General features: G+C 64.5%; 11 protein-coding genes. 8 read left to right on the forward strand and 3 right to left on the reverse strand.

Annotated features, from left to right (window positions below):
- Positions 1-9: 9 nt before the first annotated feature.
- From F3J44_RS02500 to F3J44_RS02510, 3 genes are all read right to left on the reverse strand, one after another.
- Positions 10-1,374, reverse strand: coding sequence for an MFS transporter (locus F3J44_RS02500; RefSeq protein ID WP_167060986.1), 1,365 nt, complete (start codon positions 1,372-1,374; stop codon positions 10-12).
- A 103-nt stretch (positions 1,375-1,477) separates the two neighbouring features.
- Positions 1,478-2,389, reverse strand: a complete 912-nt coding sequence (kdgD, locus tag F3J44_RS02505; protein WP_167060988.1) for a 5-dehydro-4-deoxyglucarate dehydratase — start codon at positions 2,387-2,389, stop codon at positions 1,478-1,480.
- Positions 2,390-2,889: 500 nt separating this feature from the next.
- Complete coding sequence (locus tag F3J44_RS02510) at positions 2,890-3,699, reverse strand: gamma-glutamyl-gamma-aminobutyrate hydrolase family protein (RefSeq protein ID WP_167060990.1); 810 nt, start codon at positions 3,697-3,699, stop codon at positions 2,890-2,892.
- 376 nt (positions 3,700-4,075) lie between these two features.
- On the opposite strand from F3J44_RS02510, the gene F3J44_RS02515 reads away from it, so the two are divergent.
- The 8 genes from F3J44_RS02515 (at position 4,076) to F3J44_RS02550 (ending at position 18,027) form a co-directional block, all read left to right on the forward strand.
- The gene (locus F3J44_RS02515) at positions 4,076-5,101 is read left to right on the forward strand and encodes an Ldh family oxidoreductase (protein WP_167270466.1); all 1,026 of its coding nucleotides are present in this window, start codon (positions 4,076-4,078) and stop codon (positions 5,099-5,101) included.
- Positions 5,102-5,339: 238 nt separating this feature from the next.
- Positions 5,340-6,536, forward strand: coding sequence for an amino acid aminotransferase (locus F3J44_RS02520; protein WP_167270468.1), 1,197 nt, complete (start codon positions 5,340-5,342; stop codon positions 6,534-6,536).
- 279 nt (positions 6,537-6,815) lie between these two features.
- Positions 6,816-8,096 carry a serine/threonine transporter gene (locus F3J44_RS02525; protein WP_167060996.1) on the forward strand — a complete coding sequence of 427 codons (1,281 nt, stop codon included), beginning with the start codon at positions 6,816-6,818 and terminating at the stop codon, positions 8,094-8,096.
- A 168-nt stretch (positions 8,097-8,264) separates the two neighbouring features.
- On the forward strand, positions 8,265-8,765 hold the full coding sequence (tpx, locus tag F3J44_RS02530) for a thiol peroxidase (RefSeq protein ID WP_167060999.1): 501 nt from the start codon (positions 8,265-8,267) through the stop codon (positions 8,763-8,765).
- Between the two features lie 265 nt (positions 8,766-9,030).
- Entirely contained in the window at positions 9,031-10,344 is a 1,314-nt protein-coding gene (locus F3J44_RS02535; protein ID WP_167270470.1) for an MdtA/MuxA family multidrug efflux RND transporter periplasmic adaptor subunit, read from the forward strand.
- Positions 10,341-13,439 (forward strand): MdtB/MuxB family multidrug efflux RND transporter permease subunit, encoded by a 3,099-nt coding sequence (locus tag F3J44_RS02540; RefSeq protein WP_167270472.1) that lies wholly within the window; start codon positions 10,341-10,343, stop codon positions 13,437-13,439. The genes F3J44_RS02535 and F3J44_RS02540 overlap by 4 nt, the downstream gene beginning before the upstream one ends.
- Positions 13,436-16,543: an efflux RND transporter permease subunit gene (locus F3J44_RS02545; RefSeq protein ID WP_167061008.1), complete on the forward strand. Its 3,108-nt coding sequence runs from the start codon at positions 13,436-13,438 to the stop codon at positions 16,541-16,543. Before F3J44_RS02540 ends, F3J44_RS02545 begins: the two co-directional genes overlap by 4 nt.
- Positions 16,540-18,027: an efflux transporter outer membrane subunit gene (locus F3J44_RS02550; RefSeq protein WP_167061011.1), complete on the forward strand. Its 1,488-nt coding sequence runs from the start codon at positions 16,540-16,542 to the stop codon at positions 18,025-18,027. The genes F3J44_RS02545 and F3J44_RS02550 overlap by 4 nt, the downstream gene beginning before the upstream one ends.
- Positions 18,028-18,249 lie beyond the last annotated feature (222 nt).

The raw sequence follows: 18,249 nt of genomic DNA on the forward strand, positions 1-18,249 counted from the left end.
CGTGTTCACTCAGTGGCGCGAGCTGGCCAGTTCGCCTGGGGCGACGGGCTCAGCCTGTGGCTTGGGGGCGTCTTCGAGCAGCTCGATTCGCTTGATCGGGCCGACGATCACCAGGTAGCTGAACACCGCCACCAAGGCGTTGGCGCCCACGTACACCAGGGCCCACTTGAACGAGCCGGTGGCGCTGATGATGTAGCCGATGACGATGGGCGTGGTGATCGAGGCGATGTTGCCGAAGGTGTTGAACAGGCCGCCCGACAGCCCGGCGATCTGCTTGGGCGAGGTGTCTGCCACCACCGCCCAGCCCAGCGCGCCGATGCCTTTGCCGAAGAAGGCCAGGGTCATGAAGCCGACCACCATCCATTCGGCATCCACGTAGTTGCAGAAGACCATGGTGGTCGACAGCAACAGGCCGCAGACGATCGGCAGCTTGCGCGAGAAGGTCAGCGAGTTGCCACGGCGCAGCAGCCAGTCCGAGATCACCCCGCCCAGCACGCCACCGATGAAGCCGCACACCGCCGGCAGCGAGGCGATGAAGCCTGCCTTGAGGATGGTCATGCCGCGCTCCTGCACCAGGTACACCGGGAACCAGGTGAGGAAGAAGTAGGTGATGGCGTTGATGCAATACTGGCCCAGGTACACGCCCAGGAGCATGCGGCTGGTCAGCAGTTGCTTGATGTAGCCCCATTTCGGGCCGTCGTTGCCGCGTTTCTGGTCCATGTCGACCAGGCCGCCGTTCTGCTCGATGTGGTCGAGTTCGCTTTGGCTGATGCGCGGGTGTTGGCGCGGGTTGTAGATGGTCTTGAGCCACACCATGGAGAACACGATCCCCAGGCCACCCATCACCACGAACACGTGTTCCCAGCCGAAGCTGAACACGATCCAGCCCATGATCGGGGCGAACAGGGCGGTGGCAAAGTATTGCGCCGAGTTGAAGATCGCCGAGGCAGTGCCGCGCTCCTGGGTTGGGAACCAGGCTGCAACCACACGGGCGTTGCCCGGGAACGACGGGGCTTCGGCGAACCCGACCAGAAAGCGCAGGGTGAACAGGGTGACCACGGCCCAGGCCACTGGCAGGCCGCCGACAAAGCCCTGCAGCAGGGTGAACAGTGACCAGGTGAAGATGCTGAAGGCGTAGACGTTCTTCGAACCGAAGCGGTCCAGCAACCAGCCGCCGGGAATTTGCCCGGCCACGTAAGCCCATCCGAAGGCGGAGAAGATATAACCGAGGGTAACGGCGTCTATGCCGAGGTCTTTCTGCAGGCTGGAGCCTGCGATGGCGATGGTGGCTCGGTCTGCGTAGTTGATCGTGGTCACCAGGAACAGCATGAACAGGATCAGGTAGCGCACATGCGTCTTTTTAGTCGCTTGCATGCTGGTAATACTCCCACTAGTTATTTTTGTGCGGGCTCACGAGTTGTAGCCGGAGTGGGGCAGGCCCACTCCGGAGGCGGCATTGGCAGGCCGCGGGGTGCGCTTATTGCGGGCCCATCTTGTCCATCAGGGCGGCGAGCATTTCATATTCTTCGGCGGTGAGGTCGGTCAGCGGCGTGCGAACCGGGCCTGCATCGTAACCGGCAATCTTGGCGCCGGCCTTGACGATGCTCACGGCGTAGCCTGCCTTGCGGTTGCGGATGTCCAGGTACGGCAGGAAGAAATCGTCGATCAGCTTGGCCACGGTGGCGTGATCGTCGCGGGCGATGGCGTGGTAGAAGTCCATCGCGGTCTTGGGAATGAAGTTGAACACCGCCGAGGAGTACACCGGCACACCGAGGGCCTTGTAAGCGGCAGCATACACCTCGGCGGTCGGCAGGCCACCCAGGTAGCTGAAACGGTCACCCAGGCGGCGACGGATCGACACCATCAGTTCGATGTCGCCCAGGCCGTCCTTGTAGCCGATCAGGTTCGGGCAGCGTTCGGCCAGTTGTTCGAGCAGGTTGGCGTTCAGGCGGCAGACGTTGCGGTTGTACACCACTACGCCGATTTTCACCGATTTGCACACGGCTTCGACGTGGGCGGCAACGCCGTCCTGGCTGGCTTCGGTCAGGTAGTGTGGCAGCAGCAGCAGGCCCTTGGCCCCCAGGCGCTCGGCTTCTTGCGCGTATTCGATGGCCTGGCGAGTGGAGCCGCCCACGCCGGCGAGGATCGGAACCGACTTGGCGCAGGTGTCGACGGCGGTCTTGATTACCTGGCTGTACTCGCTGGCGGCCAGGGAGAAGAACTCACCGGTGCCACCGGCGGCGAACAGCGCGCTGGCGCCGTAGGGGGCCAGCCATTCCAGGCGCTTGATGTAGCCGGCCTGGTGGAAGTCGCCCTGGGCGTTGAAGTCGGTGACCGGGAAAGACAGCAGGCCGTGGGAGAGGATGGATTTCAGTTCTTGTGGAGTCATTGTTGTTGGCATCCTGTGGCGCTTGGGGTGAAGGGTGTTGCTCTGTGTTGGAGGTAAGTTATCGTACAACCTGCTCGATGGCTAGTCCCCCTTGGCAGAAAATTTTTGTGTGGGTGTCTGGGTGGGCGGGTGATCGGTTTGAGTTTTGCGGTGGTGCGGATATCGAGCGCCGCCCGCGCGGCGCATCGCGACCTACGGTCGCGCCTACGTTTGTTTCCGGCAGGAATAATTGGCCCGAAAAAAACGTAGGAGCGAGCGCAGCTCGCGAAGCGCCGCGCGGGCGGCGCTCGATCTCGCAGGCGCAGAAAATCCCACGACAACCACCTGAGCAGTCATCGTATCTCTAACAAGGGGAAATAAAAAAACGATCGCGGAGACAGGCACAAGCCCGCCGCCCGCTTCCACGGGAGGTGTTCTGGGACCAGCAGAGGGTGACCGGGAAAACGGGGGCGGCCTTGCGCCGCCCCGCGATCAAAACTAACGAAGCTGAAACCGGGCGATCAGGCTGCCTGTTGGCGCTTGATCTGGGCTTTGCGCACCTGGGCGCGGCAGGCGTCGCCGAAGGCCTGGAACATCTTGATCGAGTCCGGGTTCTTCGCCGCTTGCCATTCCGGGTGCCACTGCACGGCAAACAGGAACGGCGAAATGCTTGGCGCATGAATCGCCTCGACCAGGCCGTCCTCGGCATGGGCGATTGGCTCGATGCCGGCGCCCAGGTTACGCAGGCCCTGGCCATGCAGCGAGTTGACGCGAATTTCGTCGGTGCCCAGGGTGTCGCGCAGCCAGCTGCCCGGCTTGATCTTCACGCCATGCACCTGCGCGTACTGCACCTCAACCGGATCTTCCGGGTTTTCCCGGTGGTCGTTGAAGCCTGGCTCGGCATACACCTTCTGGTAGATATCACCGCCCAGGGCCACGTTGATTTCCTGCATGCCGCGGCAGATGCCGAAGATCGGCAGGCCACGCTTGATCGCCGCCTTGACCAGCGGAATGTCGAACAGGTCGCGGTTCTGGTCCTGGCCCTTGCCGGGGGTTTGATTCTCCTGGCCGTACAGGGCCGGGTCGATGTTGCTGCCAGCGCCGGTCAGGTACACGCCGTCGGCCATGTCCAGGTAGGTGTCCAGGTCGTCGATGCCACAGCAGGTGGGCACCAGAACCGGCACGCAATCGGCGAAGTCGACCAGCGGAGTGATGTATTTGTGGGTCATGACCTGGTAGTCATGGCCTTTGCGCTCTTGGCTGCCCATGGTCATCAGGACGACGGGTTTGCGCAGGGAAGGTTGCTTGTTGCCAATGTTGCTGTTGGACATATGTCACCTTATGACAGGGCTCTGCCTGTCGTTGTTGTGCAGGTGCACGGCCTTGGCCTCGATGTGCTACCTGAAGTCCCGAGCACTGCCGGCTCGTCAGTGGGCGATGCCGGTCGGGGCTTGTGGATAGCTTGCCAGAGCCGTTCGATATGTCAAACGAGCAAAAACGCCTCCGGGCGCCTAAATACGGGGCTTAAACCCTTGCGAGCCTCAGCCGGCAAGGGTTTGGCAGGGGGCTTGGTCAATAATATTTAACGATGCAAGCGGCTCATTGCAGCCGCGCAATGATCGGGCAGCCCTTGCTGGGCAGGCCAGGTCATGCAAAGGTTTGCTTGCCTCACCTGTCGCCAGTCCAATTCCAATAAAGGAGCTACAGATGTCTGCATCGTCTTCCGGCCCGTCCTTGCGCATGCCCCTGGCTGAGTTGCAAGGGTTGTTGCAGGCCATTTTCCAGCGCCACGGCTGCAGCGAGGCGGTGGCCGCGGTGCTGGCCGACAACTGCGCCAGCGCCCAGCGCGATGGCGCCCACAGCCACGGGGTGTTTCGCATGCCCGGCTACGTGTCGACCCTGGCCAGCGGCTGGGTCGATGGCCGCGCTGTACCCCAGGTGAGCGATGTGGCGCCGGGGTTCGTGCGTGTGGATGCACGCGGCGGCTTTGCCCAGCCGGCGCTGGCGGCGGCGCGCGCCTTGCTGGTGGAAAAAGCCCGCAACGCCGGCATCGCTGTGCTGGCGATTCACAACTCGCACCATTTCGCCGCGCTGTGGCCGGATGTCGAGCCGTTCGCCGAGCAGGGGCTGGTGGCCCTGAGCGTGGTCAACAGCATGACCTGCGTGGTGCCCCACGGTGCACGCAAGCCGCTGTTCGGCACCAACCCGATTGCCTTTGCCGCGCCGTGCGCGGGGCATGAGCCGCTCGTCTTCGACATGGCCACCAGCGCCATGGCCCACGGCGATGTGCAGATTGCGGCGCGCGAGGGCCAGCAACTGCCCGCAGGCATGGGCGTGGATGCCGATGGGCAACCCACCACCGACCCCAAGGCCATTCTGGAAGGCGGCGCATTGTTGCCGTTTGGCGAGCACAAGGGCTCGGCGCTGTCGATGATGGTCGAGCTGCTGGCGGCGGCGCTGACCGGCGGGCATTTCTCCTGGGAATTCGACTGGTCGGGGCATCCCGGGGCGAAGACGCCGTGGACCGGGCAGCTGATTATCGTCATCGACCCGAGCAAGGCCGAAGGGGATCGGTTTGCCCAGCGCAGCCGGGAGCTGGTTGAGCAGATGCAGGCGGCGGGGCTGTCGCGGATGCCAGGAGAACGGCGCTATCGTGAGCGTGAAGTGGCGGGGCGCGAGGGGGTGGCGGTGAGTGAAGGGGAGTTGCAAGGGTTGCGGGCGTTGCTTGGCTGAACGGGCCCACTAATTGAAATGATATTTCTGTAGGAGCGGGCTTGACCCGCGAAGCAGGCACCGCGATGCATGGCACCGGCTCTGCCGGTGTTCGCGGGGCAAGCCCGCTCCTACAAGAGGATCGCCGCGTGCAATGTTGCATAGACAACCTTGCACTTATGTGATGTTCCTCGGGCGCAACTGCGGGTATCCTCGGGGCAGCCTTTCCGAACTGTCCTGATCCAAGGAGCTGCACGCTGTGTTCAAACATGTCGATGCCTATGCCGGCGACCCGATCCTCTCGTTGATGGAAACCTTCAAGGCCGACCCGCGCGCCAACAAGGTCAACCTGAGTATTGGCCTGTATTACGATGAGGCTGGCGTGGTGCCGCAGTTGGCGGCGGTGGATGCGGTGGAAAAACGCATCGCCGGCCAAGCCCACGAAGCCTCGCTGTACCTGCCCATGGAAGGCCTGGCCAGCTACCGCCAGGCCATCCAGGCGCTGCTGTTCGGCAATGACCACCCGGCCGTGACCGGCAAGCGCGTGGCCACCGTGCAGACCGTTGGCGGCTCCGGCGCGCTGAAGGTGGGTGCCGATTTCCTCAAGCGTTACTTCCCGCAGTCGGAAGTCTGGGTCAGCAACCCGACCTGGGACAACCACCGCGCGATCTTCGAAGGTGCCGGGTTCAAGGTGCACAACTACCCGTACTTCGACCAGGCCAGCCGTGGCGTCGACTTTGCCGGCATGCTGCAAGCCCTGCAGGGCCTGCCGGCCAACAGCATCGTGCTGCTGCACCCGTGCTGCCATAACCCCACCGGTGCCGACCTGGAACCGCAGCAGTGGCAGCAAGTGGTGGAAGTGGTCAAGGCGCGCCAGCTGATTCCGTTCCTCGACATCGCCTACCAGGGCTTCGGCGAAGGCCTGGTCGAAGACGCCTATGCCATTCGCGAAATGGCCCGTGCCGGCGTGCCGTGCCTGGTCAGCAACTCGTTCTCCAAGATCTTCTCGCTGTACGGCGAGCGGGTAGGAGGCCTGTCGGTGGTCTGCGACGACGAAGCCACCACCCAGAGCGTGCTCGGCCAGCTCAAGGCGACCGTGCGCCGCAACTACTCCAGCCCGCCCAACTTCGGTGCCCAACTGGTTGCCGGCGTGCTCGGCGATGCGGCCCTGAACGCCCAGTGGGCGGCGGAAGTGGAAGTGATGCGCAAGCGTATCCTCGACATGCGCCAGGCGCTGGTCGACGCCCTGGCGGTGCTGCTGCCGGGCCAGGACTTCCAGTTCTTCCTGCGCCAGCGCGGCATGTTCAGCTACACCGGGTTCAGCGTCGAGCAGGTGCGTCGCCTGCGTGACGAGTTCGGCGTTTACCTGATCGACAGCGGCCGGGTGTGCATGTCGGGCCTGCGCCCTGACAACCTCAAGCAGGTCGCCGAAGCGTTCGCCGCTGTTCAACGATAACCCAGGCGCCATGTGTAGGAGCGGGCTTGCCCCGCGAAGCAGGCGCCTCGGTGCCTGACACGGGCTTGGCCCGTGTTCGCGGGGCAAGCCCGCTCCTACGCAATTGGGCCCAGGCACAACCTGCTTGTAAAGACAAGTGCAACCGCCCCTCGGATTGGGGCTTCGCAAGTGCAACCTTTCCGTGCACAATCGCGCCCCTCTTTTCCGGTTGAGTTGGGCGAGCGCACTGTTTCGCCATTCTCAGCCTGTTGCAGTCTTGCGAGTGGAGCTTCACCCGGAATGAATGAGCAGGCCCCAAGCGTTGAACAACGCTTTGCAGAATCGACCCCCGCCACCCTCGGCAGCTGGTCGCGTCACGACACTACCTGGATGCTGGGCCTGTTTGGCACAGCCATTGGCGCCGGAACCCTGTTCCTGCCGATCAACGCCGGCCTCGGCGGCTTCTGGCCGCTGCTTATCCTGGCGGCGCTGGCCTTCCCCATGACCTACTTCTCCCACCGTGCACTGACCCGTTTCGTGCTGTCCGGGCGCAGCGGTGGCGACATCACCCAAGTGGTCGAGGAGCATTTCGGCATCAAGGCCGGTGCGCTGATCACGGTGCTGTACTTCTTCGCCATCTTCCCGATCCTGCTGATCTACAGCGTGGCACTGACCAACACCGTCAGCAGCTTCATGGAGCACCAGTTGCACATGGCGCCACCGCCACGGGCGATCCTGTCGTTCGTGCTGATCCTCGGCCTGCTGGCGATCGTGCGCTGCGGCGAGCAAGCCACGGTCAAGGTGATGAGCCTGCTGGTCTACCCGTTCATCGTTGCCCTGGCGCTGCTGGGCCTGTACCTGGTGCCGCACTGGACCGGCGGCATCCTCGACAGCGCCGCCCAGGTGCCGTCGGGCTCGGCCTTCCTGCATACCCTGTGGCTGGCGATTCCGGTGATGGTGTTCTCGTTCAACCATTCGCCGATCATCTCGGCCTTCGCGGTGGACCAGAAGCGCAGCTACGGCGAGCACGCCGACCAGCGCAGCGGCCAGATCCTGCGCCGTGCCCACCTGCTGATGGTGGTGATGGTGCTGTTCTTCGTGTTCAGCTGCGTACTGACCCTCGACAGCGCCCAACTGGCGGAAGCCAAGGCGCAGAACCTGTCGATCCTGTCGTACCTGGCCAACCACTTCAGCAACCCGACCATCGCCTTCGCCGCACCGTTGATCGCGTTCGTGGCCATTGCCAAGTCGTTCCTGGGCCACTACATCGGCGCCAGCGAAGGCCTCAAGGGCATCATCGCCAAGACCGGCGCGCGCCCGGGCGCCAAGGCCTTGGACCGTGTGGTTGCCGCGCTGATGCTGGTGGTGTGCTGGGTGGTTGCCACGCTCAACCCAAGCATCCTGGGCATGATCGAGTCGCTGGGCGGCCCGATTCTCGCCGTGCTGCTGTTCCTGATGCCGATGTACGCCATTCGTCGCGTGCCGTCGATGCGCAAGTACAGCGGTGCGCTGTCCAATGTGTTCGTGGTCGTGATCGGCGTCGTGGCGCTGACCTCGGTGGTGTACGGCCTGATCCCGTGATACACCGCGCCAGATGAGCAATGTCCGGGTCGGCTGTCGCCACCCGGACATTTTTTTGTCCACAATAATTGTCCGGCAATAAAACAATTTCACGTTTGCTTATAGGCACTTGCGCTGCTTCATGCTTAACTCAGGGTCCTTTTCAAACCCCGCATAAGGATTTCCGCCATGGCTCAAGTGACTCTCAAAGGCAACCCGGTACAGGTCAAGGGCGAGCTGCCGAAGGCTGGCGCCCAGGCACCTGCTTTCTCCCTGGTAGCCGGCGACCTGGCCGACACCACGCTGGAAAGCTTCGCTGGCAAGCGCAAGGTGCTGAACATCTTCCCAAGCGTTGACACCCCAACCTGCGCCACCTCCGTGCGCAAGTTCAACGCCCAGGCCAACGACGTGGCCAACACCGTGGTGCTGTGCATCTCGGCCGACCTGCCGTTCGCCCAGGCGCGCTTCTGCGGTGCTGAAGGCCTGGAGAACGTGAAGAACCTGTCGACCCTGCGCGGTGCCGAGTTCCTGCAGAACTACGGCGTTGCCATTGCCGACGGCCCGCTGGCTGGCCTGGCTGCCCGTGCCGTGGTGGTGCTGGACGAGAACGACAAGGTGCTGCACAGCGAACTGGTTGGCGAAATCGCCCACGAGCCGAACTACGAGGCAGCCCTGGCGGTGCTGAAGTAAGGATTGCATCGGGGCCGGTTGATTGGCTTCAGCCTGTGCCCGCGAAGAGGCCGGTGCAGGTCAAGGAACTCGTCAGCTCACTATCGCTCCAAGCAACACCCTGTAACGGCCCGGAACCTTTTCCGGGCCGTTTTCATTTAAAGTTCAGCGTCTTGGCAACGTCAGGCAAAGGTAAACCTCTGGTAAAGGGACTTTGCTATAACGGTGCCAGTGCTTATCGTTCACATCCCCCAGCCGCCATTTCTGAACAAGGTTCGTTCAACCCATGCAAGTGTCCAATTCCCGATCCCCTCGTCGCTGGCTCGTCGGCCTGCTGATCCTGCTTCTGGTGGCGTTGCTCGCCTGGTGGTTGTGGCCCGCAGCAACAGCGCCCGAGCACAAGGCCGCCGGTGGCGGGCGTGGCGGCAAGGGCGCAGGCATGGGCATGGGCGGGCGCCCGGGCTTTGGCGGCTCCACGGACCCGGTGCCGGTGCGTGTGGAACCTGTGAAAGTGGGTGACTTCCCGCTTTACTACAAGGCCCTGGGTACGGTCACCGCCACCAATACGGTCAACGTGCGTAGCCGCGTGGCCGGTGAGCTGGTCAAGATCCACTTCAAGGAAGGCCAGCAGGTCAAGGCCGGCGACCTGCTCGCCGAAATCGACCCGCGTTCCTACCGTATCGCCCTGCAGCAGGCCGAAGGCACGCTGGCGCAGAACCAGGCGCAGCTGAAGAACGCCCAAGTCGACCTGGCGCGCTATAAAGGCCTGTTCGCCCAGGACAGCATCGCCAAGCAGACCCTCGACACCGCCGAAGCCCAGGTAGGGCAGTTCCAGGGGCTGGTCAAGACCAACCAGGCGCAGGTCAACGATGCCCGCCTGAACCTCGATTTCACCCAGATCCGCGCGCCCATCAGCGGCCGTGTGGGCCTGCGCCAGCTCGACCTGGGCAACCTGGTGGCAGCCAACGACACCACCGCGCTGGTGATAATCACCCAGACCGAGCCGATCAACGTGGCCTTCACCTTGCCGGAAACCGAGCTGAGCACCGTGCTTGAGCGCTACCGCAGCGGCGCCAGCCTGCCGGTCGAAGCCTGGGACCGCAGTGACAGCAAGCTGCAGGCCAGCGGCGTGCTGGGCAGCATCGACAACCAGATCGACACCACCACCGGCACCCTGAAGTTCAAGGGCCGCTTCGAGAACAAGGACCTGGCCCTGTTCCCCAACCAGTTCGTCAACGTGCGCCTGCTGGCCGACACCCTCAAGCAAGTGGTGCTGGCCCCGGCGGCGGCCGTACAGTTCGGCAACGACGGCACCTTCGCCTATGTGGTGAACGCGCAGAACACCGTCAACGTTCGCAAGCTCAAGGTCGGCGCCAGCGACGGCCAGAACAGCGTGATCCTCGACGGCCTCAAGGCCGGCGACCGCCTGGTGCTCGAAGGCACCGACCGCCTGCGCGAAGGCACCAAGGTCGAAGTGGTCGAAGACAGCTCGCAGGTGCCCACCACCCCTGGCCAGCACTTGCAGGGCCAGGACGCCAAGGGCTCGGCCCAGGCCGATGAGCGGCCTTCGGCTAAAGCGGCAGCCAAGGCGGGCGCATGAACCTGTCCCGCCTGTTCATCCTGCGCCCGGTCGCCACCACGCTGACCATGCTGGCCATCGTCCTGGCCGGCCTGATCGCCTACAAGCTGCTGCCGGTGTCGGCCTTGCCCCAGGTCGACTACCCGACCATCCGGGTCATGACCCTGTACCCCGGCGCCAGCCCACAGGTGATGACCAGCGCCGTCACCGCCCCGCTGGAGCGCCAGTTCGGCCAGATGCCGGGCCTGGAGCAGATGGCTTCGACCAGCTCCGGCGGCGCCTCGGTGCTGACCCTGCGCTTCAGCCTGGACATGAACATGGACGTTGCCGAGCAGCAGGTGCAGGCGGCCATCAACGCCGCCAGCAACTTGCTGCCCAGCGACCTGCCGGCGCCGCCGGTGTACAACAAGGTCAACCCGGCCGACACCCCGGTGCTGACCCTGGCGATTTCCAGCAAGACCATGCCGCTGCCCAAGCTCAACGACCTGGTCGACACGCGCGTGGCGCAGAAGCTTGCGCAGATCAGCGGCGTGGGCATGGTCAGCATTGCCGGTGGCCAGCGCCAGGCGGTGCGGATCAAGGTCAATGTCGATGCCCTGGCGGCCAATGGCCTGAACCTTGACGACGTGCGCACCCTGATCGGCGCTTCCAACGTCAACCAGCCCAAGGGCAACTTCGACGGCCCGACCCGGGTGTCGATGCTCGATGCCAATGACCAGCTGCGGTCCCCCGAAGAGTACGCCAACCTGATCCTGGCCTACACCAACGGTGCGCCCCTGCGCCTGAAGGATGTGGCCGAGATCGTCGATGGCGCCGAGAACGAGCGCCTGGCGGCCTGGGCCAACCAGAACCAGGCAGTACTGTTGAATATCCAGCGCCAGCCCGGTGCCAACGTGATCGAGGTGGTCGACCGCATCAAGCAGCTGCTGCCGTCGATCACCGACAACCTGCCGGCAGGCCTTGACGTGTCGGTGCTCACCGACCGCACCCAGACCATTCGCGCGGCGGTCAAGGATGTCCAGCATGAACTGCTGATCGCCATCGTGCTGGTGGTGATGGTCACCTTCGTATTCCTGCGCCGCTTCAGCGCTACCCTGATTCCGTCGATTGCCGTGCCGCTGTCACTGATCGGCACCTTCGGCGTGATGTACCTGGCCGGTTTCTCGATCAACAACCTGACCCTGATGGCGCTGACCATCGCCACCGGCTTCGTGGTCGACGACGCCATCGTCATGCTGGAGAACATCTCGCGGCACATCGAGGAGGGCGAGACGCCGATGCAGGCCGCGCTCAAGGGCGCCCGGCAGATCGGCTTCACCCTGATCTCGCTGACCTTCTCGCTGATCGCGGTACTGATCCCGCTGCTGTTCATGGCCGATGTGGTCGGGCGCCTGTTCCGCGAGTTCGCCATCACCTTGGCGGTGGCGATCCTGATTTCCCTGGTGGTGTCGCTGACCCTGACGCCGATGATGTGCGCGCGCCTGCTCAAGCGCGAGCCCGAGGCCCACGAGCAGGGCCGCTTCTACCGCGCCAGCGGTGCCTGGATCGACTGGCTGATCGAACACTATGGCCGCGGCCTGCAGTGGGTGCTCCGGCACCAGCCGCTGACCCTGCTGGTGGCCGTGGCCAGCCTGGCGCTGACCGTGGTGCTGTACATGGCGGTGCCCAAAGGCTTCTTCCCGGTGCAGGACACCGGGGTGATCCAGGGCATTTCCGAGGCCCCGCAGTCGACCTCGTTCGCCGCCATGAGCGAGCGCCAGCAGGCGCTGAGCCAGCTGATTCTCAAGGACCCGGCGGTGCAGAGCCTGTCGTCGTACATTGGCGTGGACGGCGATAACGCCACGCTCAACAGCGGCCGTTTGCTGATAAACCTCAAGCCACACGGCGAACGCGACGTCACCGCCAGCGAAGTCATCAGCCGCCTGCAGCCGCAGCTCGATAAACTGGTGGGCATCCGCCTGTACATGCAGCCGGTGCAGGACCTGAGCATCGAGGACCGGGTCAGCCGCACCCAATACCAGTTCAGCCTGTCGTCGCCCGACGCCGACCTGCTGGCGCAATGGAGTGGCACGCTGGTGCGGGCCCTGCAGGCGCGCCCCGAACTGCAGGATGTGGCCAGTGACCTGCAGGACAAAGGCCTGCAGGTGTACCTGGTGATCGATCGCGACATGGCCAGCCGCCTGGGCATCAGCGTGTCGCAGATCACCAACGCCCTGTACGACGCCTTCGGCCAGCGGCAGATTTCCACCATCTATACCCAGGCCAGCCAATACCGCGTGGTGCTGCAGGCGCGGGATGCCGCGGTGATTGGCCCGGCGGCGCTGGAGTCAATCCACGTCAAGGCCACCGACGGCAGCCAGGTGCGCTTGTCGGCGCTGGCGCGCATCGAGCAGCGCCAGGCCCAGTTGGCCATCTCCCATATCGGCCAGTTCCCGGCAGTGACCCTGTCGTTCAACCTGGCCCATGGCGCCTCCCTGGGCGAGGCGGTGAAGGTGATCGAACAGGTGCAGCAGGACATCGGCATGCCGTTGGGCGTGCAAACCCGCTTCCAGGGTGCGGCCGACGCCTTCCAGGCGTCGCTGTCGAGCACCTTGCTGCTGATTCTTGCCGCCGTGGTGACCATGTACATCGTGCTGGGTGTGCTCTACGAGAGCTACATTCACCCGGTGACCATCCTCTCGACCCTGCCGTCGGCGGCGGTCGGCGCCTTGCTGGCGCTGATCCTCAGCGGCAACGACCTGGGCATGATCGCGATCATCGGCATCATCCTGCTGATCGGCATCGTCAAGAAGAACGCGATCATGATGATCGACTTCGCCCTGGAAGCCGAGCGCCACCAAGGCATGAGCCCGCGCGAGGCCATCTACCAGGCGGCGTTGCTGCGCTTCCGGCCAATCCTGATGACCACCCTGGCCGCGCTGTTCGGCGCCGTGCCGCTGATGCTTGCCACCGGTTCCGGTGCCGAGTTGCGCCAGCCACTGGGCCTGGTGATGGTCGGTGGGCTGCTGGTGAGCCAGGTGCTGACGCTGTTCACCACGCCGGTCATCTACCTGTACTTCGACCGCTTGAGCCGCCGCTGGCGCCCGGCCACTGACGCACGGCAGGCCGAGGCATGAACCTGTCCGCACCGTTCATTCGCCGCCCGGTGGCGACCATGCTGCTGAGCCTGGCGATCATGTTGCTGGGTGGGGTCAGCTTCGGCCTGCTGCCGGTGTCGCCGCTGCCGCAAATGGACTTCCCGGTGATCGTGGTGTCGGCCAACCTGTCCGGGGCAAGCCCCGAGGTCATGGCCGCTACCGTGGCCACGCCGCTGGAGCGCAAGCTGGGCAGCATCGCTGGCGTCACTACCCTGACCAGCAGTTCCAACCAGGGCTCGACCCGGGTGGTGATCGGCTTCGAGATGGGGCGCGACATCGACGGCGCCGCGCGCGAGGTGCAGGCGGCGATCAACGCCACCCGCAACCTGCTGCCCAGCGGCATGCGCAGCATGCCCACCTACCGCAAGATCAACCCGGCGCAGGCACCGATCATGGTGCTGTCTTTGACCTCCGACGTGCTGCAGAAAGGCCAGCTCTACGACCTGGCCGACACCATCCTGTCGCAGAGCCTGGCCCAGGTCAGCGGGGTAGGGGAAGTGCAGATCGGTGGCAGTTCGCTGCCAGCGGTGCGCATCGCGGTGGAGCCGCAGTTGCTCAACCAGTACGGTGTGTCGCTGGACGATGTGCGCACCGCGGTGGCCAACGCCAACCAGCGCCGGCCCATGGGCTTCGTCGAGGACGCCGAACGCAACTGGCAGGTACGGGCCAACGACCAGCTGGAAAAAGCCAAGGACTACCAGCCGATCGTGATCCGCCAGGAAAACGGCACCATCCTGCGCCTGTCGGACGTTGCAACCATCACCGATGGCGTGGAGAACCGCTACAACAGCGGCTTCTTCAACGACCAGAATGCCGTGTTGCTGGTGGTCAACCGGCAAACCGGCGCCAACATCATCGAAACCGTCGACCAGATCAAGGCGCAATTGCCGGCCCTGGAGTCGCTGCTGCCGGCCAATGTGCAATTGAACGTGGCCATGGACCGTTCGCCGGTGATCAAGGCCACCCTCAAGGAGGCCGAGCACACCCTGCTGATCGCCGTGGGGCTGGTGATCCTGGTGGTCTACCTGTTCCTGGGCAGCCTGCGCGCCTCGCTGATCCCCAGCCTGGCGGTGCCGGTGTCGCTGGTGGGCACCTTTGCGGTGATGTACCTGTGCGGCTTCTCGCTGAACAACCTGTCGCTGATGGCGCTGATCCTGGCCACGGGGCTGGTGGTGGACGATGCCATCGTGGTGCTTGAAAACATCTCGCGGCATATCGAGGATGGCCAGCCGCCCATGCGCGCAGCCTTCCTGGGGGCCAAGGAGGTCGGCTTCACCCTGCTGTCGATGAACGTTTCGCTGGTGGCGGTGTTCGTCTCGATCCTGTTCATGGGCGGCATCGTGCGCAACCTGTTCCAGGAGTTCTCGATCACCCTGGCGGCGGCGATCATCGTCTCCCTGGTGGTGTCGCTGACCCTCACGCCCATGCTCTGCGCGCGTTGGCTGCAGCCACACCGTGCCGAGCCGTCGCGCCTGCAGCGCTGGAGCGACAGGCAGCACCAGCGCCTGGTCAATGCCTATGACCGCAGCCTGGGCTGGGCCTTGCGTCATCGGCGCCTGACCCTGGTCAGCCTGCTGGCGACCATTGCCTTGAACATTGCCCTGTACGTGCTGGTGCCCAAGACCCTGATGCCGCAGCAGGACACCGGCCAGTTGATGGGCTTTATCCGCGGCGACGATGGCTTGTCGTTCGGCGTGATGCAGCCGAAGATGGACATCTACCGCCGTGCCTTGCTCGCCGACCCAGCGGTGCAGAGCGTGGCGGGCTTCATCGGCGGCAACAGCGGCACCAACAACGCCATGGTGCTGGTACGCCTGAAGCCGATCAGCGAGCGCAAGCTCGATGCGCAGAAAGTGATCGAGCGCCTGCGCAAGGAAATGCCCAAGGTCCCTGGCGGCAGGCTGTTCCTGCAGGCCGACCAGGACCTGCAGCTGGGCGGCGGTGGCCGCGACCAGACCTCTTCGCAATACCTGTACACCCTGCAGAGCGGTGACCTGGCGGCCTTGCGCCAGTGGTTCCCGAAAGTGGTGGCGGCCATGCGTGCGCTGCCCGAGCTGACGGCCATCGACGCCCGCGACGGCTCCGGCACCCAGCAGGTGACCCTGGTGGTCGACCGCGACCAGGCCAAGCGCCTGGGCATCGACATGGACATGGTCACGGCGGTGCTCAACAACGCCTACAGCCAGCGGCAGATCTCGACCATCTACGACAGCCTCAACCAGTACCAGGTAGTGCTGGAAATCAACCCGAAATACGCCTGGGACCCCAGCACCCTGGAGCAGGTGCAGGTGATTACCAGTGACGGTGCGCGGGTGCCGCTGTCGACCATCGCCCATTACGAGAACAGCCTGGCCAACGACCGCGTCAGCCATGAAGGCCAATTCGCTTCCGAGGACATCGCCTTCGATGTTGCCGAAGGCTACAGCCCTGACCAGGCCATGGCCGCGGTGGAGCGCGAAGTCGCCAAGCTCGGCCTGCCCGAGGAAGTGATCGCCAAGCTGGGCGGCACCGCCAGTGCCTTCGCCAAGACCCAGGAAGGCCAGCCGTTCATGATTCTCGGCGCGCTGGTGCTGGTGTACCTGGTGCTGGGTATTCTGTACGAAAGCTACATTCACCCCCTGACCATCCTCTCGACCTTGCCGTCGGCCGGGGTCGGCGCGTTGCTGGCGCTGTACGCCACGGGCGGTGAGTTCAGCCTGATTTCGCTGCTGGGGCTGTTCCTGCTGATTGGTGTGGTGAAGAAGAACGCGATCCTGATGATCGACCTGGCGCTGCAGTTGGAGCGTCACCAGGGGCTGACCCCGGAGGAGTCGATTCGCCGAGCCTGCCTGCTGCGCCTGCGGCCGATCCTGATGACCACGCTGGCCGCCATGCTCGGTGCCTTGCCGCTGCTGATCAGCAGCGCCGAGGGGGCGGAAATGCGCCGGCCGTTGGGCATTACCATTATTGGCGGCCTGGTGTTCAGCCAGGTCCTGACCCTTTACACGACGCCGGTGGTGTACCTGTACCTCGACCGCCTGCGCCATCGATTCAACCGTTGGCGCGGTGTGCGCACCGACGCCGCCCTGGAAACCCCGCTATGACCTTTGCCCAGACTCCACTTCACCGTGCCTTGCAGCAGCTGACCCGCGGGCGTGGCTCGCGCCTGGTCGGTGCCGGGCTGTGCGCGGTGATGCTCAGCGCCTGTACCCTGAGCCCGGACTACCACCGGCCTGAGTTGAGCAGCCCGGCGCAGTTCAAGCAGGCCGAAGGCTGGACCCAGGCCAACCCGTCCGACGCCATCGCCCGTGGCGCCTGGTGGGAAATCTATGGGGACAGCGAGCTCAATGCGCTGGTCGAGCAGCTTAACCGCAGCAACCAGACCGTCGCCCAGTCCGAAGCCCAGTACCGCCAGGCCCAGGCGCTGGTGCGCAGCAGCCGCGCTTCGCTGTTTCCAAGCCTGGACCTGACCACCAGCAGGAACCGTTCGGCGCAGGGAACCGGCAGCTCCAGTTCCAGCCTGTCGAACAACAGCAGCGGTATCCGCGACACCTATAACGCCCAGCTTGGCGTGAGTTGGGAAATCGACCTGTGGGGCAAGTTGCGCGAAGCCATGAACGCCAACCAGGCCAGCGCCGAGGCAAGCTTTGCCGACCTGGCCGCGATTCGCCTGAGCCAACAGTCGGAATTGGTGCAGAACTACCTGCAGCTGCGGGTTATCGATGAACAGAAGCGCCTGCTGGAACGCACCGTGGCCACCTACGAGCGTTCGCTGCAGATGAACCAGAACCAGTACCAGGCCGGGGTGGCTGGCCCGGATGCGGTGGCCCAGGCACGCACCCAGCTCAAAAGCACCCAGGCCGACCTGATCGACCTGGCCTGGCAGCGGGCGCAATTCGAGAACGCCATTGCGGTGTTGTTGGGCAAGGCGCCGGCCGAGTTCTCCCTGGCCGACAGCAAGCAGGTGCCGGCGCTGCCGCAGGTGCCGGTGATGCTGCCCTCGCAACTGCTTGAGCGGCGCCCCGACATCGCCTCGGCCGAGCGCAACGTGATGGCTGCCAACGCCAATATCGGTGTGGCCCGCGCCGCCTATTTCCCGGATTTGAGCCTGAGCATGAACGGCGGCTATTCCAGCAGCAGTTTCAGCAACTGGATCGAGTTGCCCAACCGCTATTGGTCGGTGGGGCCGCAACTGGCGCTGACCTTGTTCGATGCCGGCAAGCGCAGCGCCGAGGTGGACCGTACCCGGGCGGTGTATGACCAGACGGTGGCGAAGTACCGCCAGACCGTGCTGGACGGTTTCAAGGAAGTGGAGAACTACCTGGTGCAACTGAAGGTGTACGGCGACGAAGCGGTGGTGCGCCAGGAAGCGCTGGACGCTGCGCGGGACTCGTTGCGCCTGACCGAGAACCAGTACCGGGCAGGGCTGATCGGCTACCTCGATGTGGTGAACGTGCAAACCACGGCGCTTAGCAATGAGCGCAGCGTGTTGAACCTGCTGCAAGGGCGCCTGGTGGCCAGCGTGCAGCTGATTGCCGCCCTGGGCGGTGGTTGGCAGGCCGAGCAGGCGTTTGCCCAGCAAGAGTGACAGCCGCAGCGCACACGCTGCACCCGTAGGAGCGAGCGCAGCTCGCGATGGGCTGCAAAGCAGCCCCGGCGTTATCAGCCGCGAAGCTGAAACCTGGGGCCGCGGCGCGCCCCATCGCGAGCTTTGCTCGCTCCTACCAACTCGGTGTCGTTCTGCTGTCAGGCGACAAGTGGCAATGTGCCGCCATTCGCCGCTGCACGGGCTCTAGCCCAAGCGCCACAG

The sequence above is a fragment of the Pantoea sp. Tr-811 genome, assembly GCF_011752535.1.
Taxonomy (GTDB): domain Bacteria; phylum Pseudomonadota; class Gammaproteobacteria; order Pseudomonadales; family Pseudomonadaceae; genus Aquipseudomonas.

Coding starts and splice junctions, on each gene's coding strand:
- F3J44_RS02500 (WP_167060986.1), bottom strand. CDS start 1,374: ATGCAAGCGACTAAAAAGACGCATGTGCGCTACCTGATCCTGTTCATG.
- kdgD (WP_167060988.1), bottom strand. CDS start 2,389: ATGACTCCACAAGAACTGAAATCCATCCTCTCCCACGGCCTGCTGTCT.
- F3J44_RS02510 (WP_167060990.1), bottom strand. CDS start 3,699: ATGTCCAACAGCAACATTGGCAACAAGCAACCTTCCCTGCGCAAACCC.
- F3J44_RS02515 (WP_167270466.1), top strand. CDS start 4,076: ATGTCTGCATCGTCTTCCGGCCCGTCCTTGCGCATGCCCCTGGCTGAG.
- F3J44_RS02525 (WP_167060996.1), top strand. CDS start 6,816: ATGAATGAGCAGGCCCCAAGCGTTGAACAACGCTTTGCAGAATCGACC.
- tpx (WP_167060999.1), top strand. CDS start 8,265: ATGGCTCAAGTGACTCTCAAAGGCAACCCGGTACAGGTCAAGGGCGAG.
- F3J44_RS02535 (WP_167270470.1), top strand. CDS start 9,031: ATGCAAGTGTCCAATTCCCGATCCCCTCGTCGCTGGCTCGTCGGCCTG.
- F3J44_RS02540 (WP_167270472.1), top strand. CDS start 10,341: ATGAACCTGTCCCGCCTGTTCATCCTGCGCCCGGTCGCCACCACGCTG.
- F3J44_RS02545 (WP_167061008.1), top strand. CDS start 13,436: ATGAACCTGTCCGCACCGTTCATTCGCCGCCCGGTGGCGACCATGCTG.
- F3J44_RS02550 (WP_167061011.1), top strand. CDS start 16,540: ATGACCTTTGCCCAGACTCCACTTCACCGTGCCTTGCAGCAGCTGACC.